This window comes from Mesorhizobium sp. M7A.T.Ca.US.000.02.2.1 (assembly GCF_003996995.1).
Taxonomy (GTDB): Bacteria; Pseudomonadota; Alphaproteobacteria; order Rhizobiales; family Rhizobiaceae; genus Mesorhizobium.
This window is the reverse complement of the sequence record NZ_RZTT01000235.1, coordinates 1-9,544: the sequence shown is the minus strand read 5'-3', so window position 1 is coordinate 9,544 and position 9,544 is coordinate 1. Positions and strand designations below refer to the sequence as shown.

Annotated in this window: 10 protein-coding genes and 1 pseudogene; 7 read left to right on the top strand and 4 right to left on the bottom strand. The window is 63.0% G+C overall.

The features are described 5' to 3' along the window. On the top strand, positions 1-746 hold a 746-nt coding region (locus EOD15_RS21095), incomplete at its 5' end, for a DUF930 domain-containing protein (protein WP_127408796.1). On the opposite strand, the pseudogene EOD15_RS21090 reads toward EOD15_RS21095, so the two are convergent. Continuing rightward, positions 743-973 (bottom strand): annotated as a pseudogene (locus EOD15_RS21090) (HAD family phosphatase); the annotation flags it as partial. The gene EOD15_RS21095 and the pseudogene EOD15_RS21090 sit on opposite strands and share 4 nt — an antisense overlap. Positions 974-1,113: 140 nt before the next feature. Between EOD15_RS21090 and EOD15_RS21085 the strand changes: the two are divergent. Beyond that, complete coding sequence (locus EOD15_RS21085) at positions 1,114-2,265, top strand: DUF930 domain-containing protein (RefSeq protein ID WP_127323130.1); 1,152 nt, start codon at positions 1,114-1,116, stop codon at positions 2,263-2,265. Positions 2,266-2,269: 4 nt separating this feature from the next. Here the strand turns inward: EOD15_RS21085 and EOD15_RS21080 are convergent, their stop codons facing one another. Further along, a complete protein-coding gene (locus EOD15_RS21080; RefSeq protein ID WP_127408795.1) occupies positions 2,270-2,944 on the bottom strand; it encodes an HAD family phosphatase in 675 nt (224 codons plus the stop codon). A 95-nt stretch (positions 2,945-3,039) separates the two neighbouring features. Next, positions 3,040-3,681, bottom strand: a complete 642-nt coding sequence (locus EOD15_RS21075; RefSeq protein ID WP_127322147.1) for a hypothetical protein — start codon at positions 3,679-3,681, stop codon at positions 3,040-3,042. A 195-nt stretch (positions 3,682-3,876) separates the two neighbouring features. Between EOD15_RS21075 and EOD15_RS21070 the strand changes: the two genes are divergently transcribed. The 5 genes from EOD15_RS21070 to ptsP all read left to right on the top strand — a co-directional run bounded on the left by EOD15_RS21070 (position 3,877) and on the right by ptsP (position 8,708). Beyond that, complete coding sequence (locus tag EOD15_RS21070) at positions 3,877-4,314, top strand: transcriptional regulator GutM (RefSeq protein ID WP_127269447.1); 438 nt, start codon at positions 3,877-3,879, stop codon at positions 4,312-4,314. A gap of 88 nt (positions 4,315-4,402) precedes the next feature. Next, a complete protein-coding gene (locus tag EOD15_RS21065) occupies positions 4,403-5,164 on the top strand; it encodes a PTS glucitol/sorbitol transporter subunit IIC (protein WP_013529328.1) in 762 nt (253 codons plus the stop codon). Between the two features lie 16 nt (positions 5,165-5,180). After that, entirely contained in the window at positions 5,181-6,182 is a 1,002-nt protein-coding gene (locus EOD15_RS21060) for a PTS glucitol/sorbitol transporter subunit IIB (protein ID WP_127295941.1), read from the top strand. 109 nt (positions 6,183-6,291) lie between these two features. Next, positions 6,292-6,672 (top strand): PTS glucitol/sorbitol transporter subunit IIA, encoded by a 381-nt coding sequence (locus EOD15_RS21055; protein ID WP_013529330.1) that lies wholly within the window; start codon positions 6,292-6,294, stop codon positions 6,670-6,672. Positions 6,673-6,728: 56 nt separating this feature from the next. After that, complete coding sequence (ptsP, locus tag EOD15_RS21050; RefSeq protein WP_127408794.1) at positions 6,729-8,708, top strand: phosphoenolpyruvate--protein phosphotransferase; 1,980 nt, start codon at positions 6,729-6,731, stop codon at positions 8,706-8,708. A gap of 14 nt (positions 8,709-8,722) precedes the next feature. Here the strand turns inward: ptsP and EOD15_RS21045 are convergent, their stop codons facing one another. Next, positions 8,723-9,526, bottom strand: a complete 804-nt coding sequence (locus EOD15_RS21045) for a hypothetical protein (RefSeq protein ID WP_127322497.1) — start codon at positions 9,524-9,526, stop codon at positions 8,723-8,725. Positions 9,527-9,544: the final 18 nt, after the last annotated feature.

Genomic DNA, 9,544 nt, shown 5'->3' with positions numbered 1-9,544 from the left:
AGCCCGCCCCGCCTGCAACGCCACAGCAGAAGGCAGAGCCCAGCAAGTCTGACGAGAAGCCAGCCACCGCTGCGCCGGACGAAAAGCCCGCGCAAAGCGAGGAGAAGCAGGCGACCGAGGAAACCGACAAACAGCAGCCGGACAAACAGGAACCCGCACCGCAACCCGCCGAAAAGCAAGCCGTCGTGATGCCAAAGCCATTGGCGGCTGAGACCGGTGGCAAGCCAGCGCCTCCAGCCTCGGCTGAAAAGGCAAAGCCCAAAGCCAAACCCGCCAAGACTATGACGTTCAAGCCCGCAAGAGCTTTCAAAGCGCCGATCGGGAATGCTGGAAGATCAAATCCCACCAACAACGACGTTGCAGGATCACCGATCTATTCCGGCCTTCCGGGCGTCAGAAAGCTTTACTCGCAAGGGGCAACCGGCAATGCGTTCGCTACAAGCTCCATGGAGAATGTGCCGCGCGGTCAGCGGGTGGCCACCCTCTGCGGCAACGTTCTGAGCCGGGAACTGCAAACTGCCGACTATACGGTCAAATGGGTGCCAACCATCACGCTGGACAAAGGCAATGTTCTCAATCCTCCGCAGGCCGCCTTCAGCACCAGAAACGCCTGGTACAACCTAAATTTCCGATGCGAAGTCGACGCCGATGCGACGAGGGTCCTGTCCTTCAACTTCCGTGTGGGCTCATTGGTGCCGCCTGGCGAATGGGCCAGCCGTGGATTCACAAAGTATCGTCTAAACTAGGCGGGCACACCAAACCTAGCCAATTGCCGGCTAACTTCTTGCCAGTCGGCGCAGACGAAATCCGCACCGGCAGCCGTCAGCCGCGCGGCGTGCTCGGCATAGGTATGGCCGCCACCGGTTTAGCCGATCGCCGTCATGCCGGCGGCGACAGCGCCCTGGATACCGAAGGGCGAGTCCTCGATGACGATGCAGTCAACGGGATTGGCGTCCATCCTGGTGGCGGCGAACTGGCTGATCCCAGGTCATGATGGGCCGGATCGTGGGCCGCCGCTTGTTGCGTCGCCCCAGCACCTTGGTCGGGCTACCCCAGGGTATAATCCAATGCCTATGCTTGAAGCCGCCGCTATTTCATTCCACATCGGTCAGGATGAAGGGCGAGACAGGAGAACGGCGGCATCTGTTGTGGGCTTTGCCCGCATCGCTGATCCTGCATGCGCTCAGCGCTGCGTTCCTGGTCTACAAATTCCCGGCGCCTCCCCAACAGCCGCAGCAGGAACAGGCGGTAAACGTCGCGCTCGTGTCTCCGCCCGATCAGCCAAAGCCGAGACCCGCGCCGGCGCCGCCCCCAAAGGAGCCCAAGGCCGAAAAGCCGCAGGAAACGAAGGTTGAAAAACCGCCCGAGCAGAAAGTCGAAAAACCACCTCCGCCGGAAAAGCGGCCTCAGGAGCCCTCGCCAGTCGAGGTTTTGAAGCCTGTTTTTCAGTTCGGCGACAAGGATACCGGCCCTAGGAAATCCCTGGATGGGGGCAGCGCTCTAGACAACTCGCCGTCACCGGCCAAGGATGCTTCGAAGCCGCCTGTCGTGCCGAAGCAGGCGGAGAACCAATCCGCCACTCCGGTAGACTCCGAGGGCCGGCCAGATTCAACCAAGGCCGACGAGAAGCCGGCAACCGCGGCGAAGGACGCCGAGCCCACACAGGAGACGCAGGCAGCTTCAACCGAGGAGATATATAAATCACAAGCAGCCAAACAGCAGGCGGAGAATCAGGCGGCGCTCGATGCCGCCAAGCAACGGGGCGCGGCACCAGCGCCTTTGGCTGCCGATGGCGGCGGCAGCGAGATCGACCTTCCCACATCAGCCGATGCGCCGAAGCCCAAACCCACAAATGCGCCGAAGCCCAGCCCCTCAAAGCCCGAGAAGTCTGCATCTCGGAACGCTTCGGGCCTCCCGGGCGTCCGCAAGCTCTATTCACAGGGCGCTACCGGCGATGCGCTGGCCACGACCTCGAAGGGCGGCGTGCCTCGCGGCCAGCGTGCCGCCAAACTTTGCGCCAGCGCGTTGCAGCAGCAACTGCTGGACGCCTCGTATTTCCCCGAGTTGATCCCAAGTGTTCCGCTGAAGGTCGGTAATATCCTCGACGCCCCGGATGTCGCCTTCCGCACGACAACCACATGGTACCATCTGGGCTTCCGGTGCGAGGTCGACACCGGTGCGACGAGGGTCTTGTCCTTCAATTTCCGTGTCGGGCCAGTGATCCCGGCCGACGAATCGGTCCGTCTTGGGCTGCCTGTTCGCTGACAGATTAGGCCGGCACACCGAGCCCGGACAATTGCCGGCTAACTTCTTGCCAGTCGGCGCAGACGAAATCGGCACCGGCAGCCGTCAGCCGCGCGGCGTGCTCGGCATAGGTATGGCCGCCACCGGTGTAGCCGATCGCCGTCATGCCGGCGGCGACAGCGCCCTGAATGCCGAAGGGCGAGTCCTCGATGACGATGCAGTCAACGGGATTGGCGCCGATCTTGTCCGCCGCGAAGAGGAAGATGTCCGGCGCGGGCTTGCCGTTCTTGACCATCGAGGAGCTGTAGATCGCATCGCCGAAGAAACGCGCCAGCCCGGTCACGGCAAGGCTGTGGTTTATGCGCTCGACGGAGGAGGACGAGGCAACGCAGCGGTCGCCCGCAAGCATCTCGAGGAACGCAGCGATTCCCGGTGTCGGCTTCAATTCCTGCGAGAACAGCACCTTGGTCTCGGCCCAGATGTCGCCGTCCGCCGTCGCCGGAAACTGGTGGCCGGTCAATTCCTTGATCCTGGCGATGATATCGGACTGCTTCATGCCGATGCATTGGGCGATGATGCTGGTGTTGACGCCGGGCATGCCGTGCTTTTCGTAGACGCGCTCATAGGCGCGGGCGGCCAGAGGCTCGCTGTCGACAAGAACGCCGTCGCAATCGAAAATAATAGGCCTTGGTCGCGCCACGCGTTTCCCTCTCGAGTCAATTTTCGCACATCGCTATCGGCAAAAAGTCAAATGTTCAATAGCGCGTGCGTTTTTGGGGGGCGTGAAGAGCGGGCTCAAAGCTGGCGCAACGCATCGCTCGCACGGGAAGACCCGAGCGCCCGTTGCATGGCTTGCCGGGACTGTGCGCGATCCGGTGTGATCCAGTTCGGTTCGGCGCCGAGAAAGCGGTCGAGGAAAGCCACCGCATAGGCCGGCATCTCGGTCACGTTCTCGCGATAGGACCACCACGTGCGCAAATCGTCGGCGCATTTGTCGATGCCGGGTGCGGTGCCGAATTCCTGCTCGTGGATCGCCGAAATCACCGAGACGCAGTAGTTGGTGTAGAGGAAACCCTCCGGCCAGAAGCGGACGATTTCCAGCGTGCCGGCGTTCGTTTCCGTCTCGATCAGCTGCGTGAGGCTGGAGATTTCCCTGGCCGGCGCCTGTTTTATCAGTTCGCGCAGCACGAGGCCGGCGGCAAAGACGATGAAGTCGGCGCGGTCGATCGCGGCGAAGCGCTTCTGCGCCTCCATGATCTCGACCCAGTCGAGAAAGGCCCTGGTGAGCTTGGCCTCGTCGATCTCGAAGCGCACGCCGAACGTATCCGAGACCACCTTCGCGCTGCCGCGAAAGGTGGCGCGGAACCAGCGCAACTGCCGCAGCCGATGGCGAAGATCGGGCATCAAGGCCAGTTCGTCCCTGAAGGGCAGATCCATCTTCCTCGTATCCTGTTTCCCGGTCAGCCTAGCACAATGGCGCCACGGCCGAAATCGGTCAGCGTCCCTGTGGATGACCGCAGCCGAGGTCAATATCATACATATTGACATTCTCGGAAACAAATGTTCTCACTTTGCTGTTGTCACGCGCCGGTCCAAGGTGCGGTTCAACTGAGGCTTCGGGAGGAGAACCGAATGGCGATTTGGCAGTGGGGACTGCTTCTGCTGGTTATCGTGTGGGCGCTGCAGTCGCTCGGCGTCTGGCTGCAGATGCGGCACTATTCGGATGTCTTCAGGGGCGTCACCGACCAGTACAAGGACGGCTTCGTCGGAGCCGGCAATTTTCGCGGTCGGTTGGCCAAGGGCACCATCGCGCTCGTGGTGGTGACACCCGATCTGGTCGTGCGCCGCCTGATGGTGATGAGCGGCCGTTCCGTCTTCACCAAGTTCAAAAGACATGAAGAGTTCGAGGGTGTTCCCCTCGATAAACTCCGGTCCAACCCTGCAATCATGGGGGAGGGGGAACCCGGTGTGGCCGAGGCCGTGAAACGAGCGATCGAGCAGATCGACAAGACACGGTCGGAGCCGGGGAAGAAGCCGGGCCTGTCCGGTTTGAATGTAGCAAGGGCTTAGAGCCGGAGGATTTCGGGTTCTAAATCAAAGGGATAGAGGACGCCGCGCACCGACTGGGATCAACTGGCGGGTGGCATAAGGAGGAGAAATGTCTGTATTTTCGTTGTTGGCGCAGCATGCCGACATGGCCGTGCACAATCTGCATGTCGCAGGTGCCATGGTCTCGGATGCCGCATTGCATGGCAAGCTCGCCGTCGAGCATGCCTCCGACCATCTCGTTGTCCTCGCGCAAGCGGACAGCGGACCGATCACCGTCGATCAGTTCAAGGAAAAGCTGAAGGACGTCCAGCAGGAAGAGCAGCTCGGCTGGCTGACCGCCATCGGCAAGTACTTTATCGGCATCTTCCAGAAGGGCGGCGAGGTCTTCGCCGGCTTCGTCACCGGCATCATTCCGACGCTGGTGGTGCTGATGACGGCCTTCTACGCGGTCACCGAACTGGTCGGTGAAGAGCGTGTGCATGGTCTGGCGCGCGGCGCCGGCCGGATCGCGCTGACGCGCTACACGCTGTTGCCGCTGCTGGCGGTGTTCTTCCTCACCAATCCGATGGCCTATACGTTCGGATCGTTCCTGGAAGAAAAGCACAAGCCGGCCTTCTATGACGCGGCCGTGTCCTATGTGCACCCGCCGCTCGGCCTGTTCCCGCACATCAATCCCGGCGAGTATTTCGTCTGGGGCGGCATTCTCGTCGCGCTGCTGGAGCTGGAAAAGAAGGGCGTCGTCGTTGCCGGTTACCACGTCAAGGTGGCGATCTGGTACGCCATCGTCGGCCTCGTCGTCATCCTGCTCAAGGGCATGCTGACCGAACGCATCACCGCCATCATGGCACGCCGCCAGGGCGTCGAGCTGTAAGGGCGGGGAGGACATCATGGCCAAGACATACAAAGCCGTAAGGATCACCCAGGGCAAAACCGGCTGGGGCGGCCCGCTCGTCATCGAGCCGACCGAACAGCGCAGCAAGGTTGTTTCCGTCACCGGTGGTGGCATTCACCCGGTGGCGCAGCTTATTGCCGACATGACCGGTGGCGAGGCCGTCGACGGCTTCAGGGCGCCACCGATCGAAAGCGAGATGGCGGTTGTCGTCGTCGACTGCGGCGGCACCGCACGATGCGGCGTCTATCCGCGCAAGCGCATCCCGACCGTCAATCTGACGCCGGTCGGTCAGTCCGGGCCGCTGGCCCAGTTCATCACCGAGGACATCTACGTTTCGGGCGTGAAGCCGGCCAACATCACAATGGCGGACGGATCCGAAACGATCACGACTGCAGGGGGAGCAGCAGCGATGAGTTCAAGCAACAATGCGGCCGCGGCACCACAGCCGCTGCCGAGCGAAGGTGGGCTGATCGGGCTCATCAGCACGATCGGCCGTGTCATGGGACGTATCGTCGGCATCTTCTTCAATGCCGGCCGTCGCACCATCGATCAGGTCATCCGCAACGTGCTGCCGTTCATGGCCTTCGTGACCATGCTCATCGGTCTGATCCTGTATACCGGCATCGGTGATGTGCTGGCGCAGCCGATGGGTCCGCTGGCCAACAACATCGTCGGCCTGCTGATCATCTCGGCGATCTGCGGCCTGCCGTTCCTGTCGCCCATCCTCGGGCCAGGCGCTGTCATCGCGCAGGTCATCGGCGTCGCCATTATCGGCCCGCAGATCGCCAACGGCACGATTTCGCCGGCAATGGCACTGCCGGCGCTGTTTGCCTACAATACCCAGGTGGGCTGCGACTTCGTCCCCGTCGGCCTGGCGCTCGGTGAGGCCAAGCCGAAGACGATCGAAATCGGCGTTCCGGCGGTGCTCATCAGCCGCCAGATCATGGGGCCGGTCTCGGTGCTGATCGCCTGGGTCGTCAGTCTGATCGTGTTCTAAGGCAACTCCGGGAAAAGCTCACAATGCTTTCCCTTGGAAATTGCGTCAAAACAAAGAGATAGAGCGGTTCACCGCTCTAGGGAAAGTTGAGAAAAATGAGGTTCGCCATATGACGGTTCTGCTGAGAACACGGGTCACTGCCATCGGCCCCGAAGTGGCGGACCTTGCCGAAGGGGGCGTGGTCATCCTGTTTGCGGATGGCTCGCCGCCGGAGCTTGCCGAGGTTTCGGTGCTCCACAAGGCGGAGCAGGGACCAAGTGACGGAGCGCCCGCCAAGGGCGCTTCGATCACCCTCGGCCCGGTTGCCGCTGTTATCACAGCGGTCGGCTCCAGCGCGTGGAGCAAGGTGCTGGAAATGGGTCATGTGGTCATTTCGTTCAACGGCGCTACCGAGGCCGAGAGGCCGGGCGAGATCTGTGCGTCGCAAGTCGACCCACAAGCGCTCGTGGCCGCCCTGAAGACCGGCGCGATCATCACCATCGCCGCCTGACAGCATTCGCGCCGCGGCCTATGTTGGGAGCGGCGCCCAAAACCAGAGTATTTGCCATGGAACGCTCGACCATCGTCCGAGTGCATGAAGGTTTGCACGCCCGTCCGGCGACGCGGTTCGTGAAGCTCGCCAAGGGCTTCGAATCCGACGTCGAACTGGTCAAGGACGGCAAGGCGGTCAGCGCCAAGAGTTCTGTCAAGCTGATGCTGCTGGCGGTCAAGGAGAACCAGGAAGTCACGGTGCGGGCGAATGGCGCCGATGCCATCGAGGCGCTCGAGGCGCTGATCGGCTACCTCGAGAATCCGAGGGCTGGCCTGGATGATGAAGCGGAAGCGCAGAGCGCGGCGAATGATGCCGGGCAGGAAGCGGCACCCGCGTCCGGATCCGTGCCGACGGCACCTGACGGGGCAAACCGCCTGCGTGGCGTGGCCGCCAGCGAAGGTTTCGCCATCGGCCCGGCCTTTGCACATTTCCCACCCGATATCGCCGGACGGGGCCGCGTGTTGCGGGCCGAGGAGATCGAAGGCGAGATCGACAGGTTCCGCACAGCCGTCGGCGCGGTCCAGGCCCGCATGGATCATGCGTTGGCGCAGGACAGCCTGTCGGCTGGAGACCGCGGCATCGTCGCGGCGCTGCGCGATATCGCCGCCGACGACAGCCTGACCGGCGAGGCCGAGGGCCTGATCAAGGGCGGCAATGACGCGGTCTCCGCCGTCATCACCGCCGCCTCCACCATTGCCGCCGAATTCAGCGCGGTCGACGATCACTATCTCAACGCCCGGGCGGACGACGTTCATGCGGTCGGGCGGCAGATCTGCCTCGTGTTGCTGGGGCAGGACGATATCAGCCTCGAAAACATCCCCGAAGGCGCTATCCTGATCGCCGACGACATCGGTGCCTGGGATCTGGCACGCGCGCCGCTGAAGCGTATCGGCGGCGTGGTGTGCGGCCATGGCGGCGCCACTTCGCACATCGCCATCATCGCGCGCTCGCACGGCATTCCGGCCGTGCTCGGCCTCGGCGGCCAGGTCAATGCCTTGCGCACCGCGCGAGAAGTCGCACTCGATGGCAATGCCGGCCATGTGATCATCGACCCCGACGCGGCGACCCGCGCCGATTTCGCCGGCCGCGTCGAAGCGGCGGCAAAGGAGCGCGCCGGACTGACCATCTTCAAGACGGTGACGCCGACGCTCGCCGACGGCAGGATCATTGAAGTCGCGGCCAATATCGGCTCACTTGAGGAAATCGAAGCGGCGCAAGAGGCTGGTGCCATGGGCATCGGCCTGTTCCGCACCGAGCTTTTGTTCATGCGCCATATGCATCTGCCCTCGGAAGACATGCAGGCCGAGACCTATGCGGCGCTGGCCAAGGCTTTTGCGCCTTATCCGGTCATTGTGCGCACGCTCGACATCGGCGGTGACAAGCCGATTGCCGGCATCGAATTTCCCGACGAGGAAAACCCCTTCCTCGGCTGGCGCGGCATCCGCATGTGTCTCGACCGGCCCGACATCTTCAAGCGCCAACTGCGGGCGCTGCTGCGCGCCGCCGTGCACGGCAACATCAAGGTGATGCTGCCGATGGTGTCCGACCTCTCGGAGGTCAGGCAGACGCGCGTGCTGGTTGACGAATGCACGGCCGAGCTGAAAGCCGAAGGCGTGCCGCATGCGACGTTCGATCTCGGCGTCATGATCGAAACCCCGGCCGCCGTGCTGATCGCCCCGGCGCTCGCCAAGGAGGTCGCTTTCTTCTCGATCGGAACCAACGATCTGACCCAGTACATCATGGCCGCCGACCGGCTCAATCCGACCGTCGCCAAGCTCAACGATGTCACCAATCCAGCCGTCATGTCGGCGATCGAAATGACGGCAAAAGCTGGTGTCGCCGCCGGTATCATGGTCGGCATGTGCGGTGAGGCGGCCGGCCGTCCCGATCTCATTGCGACCTTCGTGAAGATGGGACTGACCGAACTCTCGATGAGCCCGGCTTCCATCCAGCGCGCCAAGAAAGCGATCATGGCCATGGCCGCTGAAGGCTAGCCCAGACCGGCTAATTACGGCAGATGGGCAAGCAAGGTGGCGAACACCGGTGTCAGTTCAGCGATCGGGTTTGCCTTGGCGCAGGCCTGAACGATGCGGTCGTGGCGAATATCCGCCGCCAATATCGCGATCTCCAGCATATCCGGCTCCGGCGCACCGTCAATGCCGGTGGTCGCCAGGCCGCAGGCCAAAGCGAGCGGCGCCAGGCAGCTTATGTCGAGCGCCCGGCCGGCAATCGCGGCCGGCGTTTCCGGCACGGTCTCGGCAAAGCGGACCGGACGCTGGCTGAGGCACTCGACCAGCAGCGCCGAACAGATCCCCGCGATTGCCTGCAGTCCGGCGCCTGGCGTGCCCAAGGCGGCCAGGAGGTCGCCATGCCGCTTGCGCATCGTGGCATGGACGGCCGCGAAATCGGCTTCGTGGATGCGGGCATTGTCGATGTTCAGGCCGGCAAGCACCGCCTTGCTCAGATAATACATATCGCGCCGGAATAGGCGCTCGGCGCTCAGCTGGCGGTCCTCGTTGCCGATCGGGAAATAGGTGCCGAGGCCCTTTACCGTCGTGCCGTCCACTTTGATCGGGCGCTCATGCGGGACGAAAGCTTCAGCGATCGACAACGCCTCGTCGACGGCACTGGCGGCATGGCTGAGCAGGCCTTCGATGCCCTTGCCCGGAAACGGCGGCAGATGGCTGGTTGCTTCGCGCAGGATGCTGGCATCGCCGCTGCCGTCATGGCGGCTCTGGCGGATGATTTCGCGGACTTCCCGCAACCGGTCCTTCAGATTGACGCGGACATCTTCGGAGATTTGTCGGAGCATCGCGGATCGCCTTGAAAT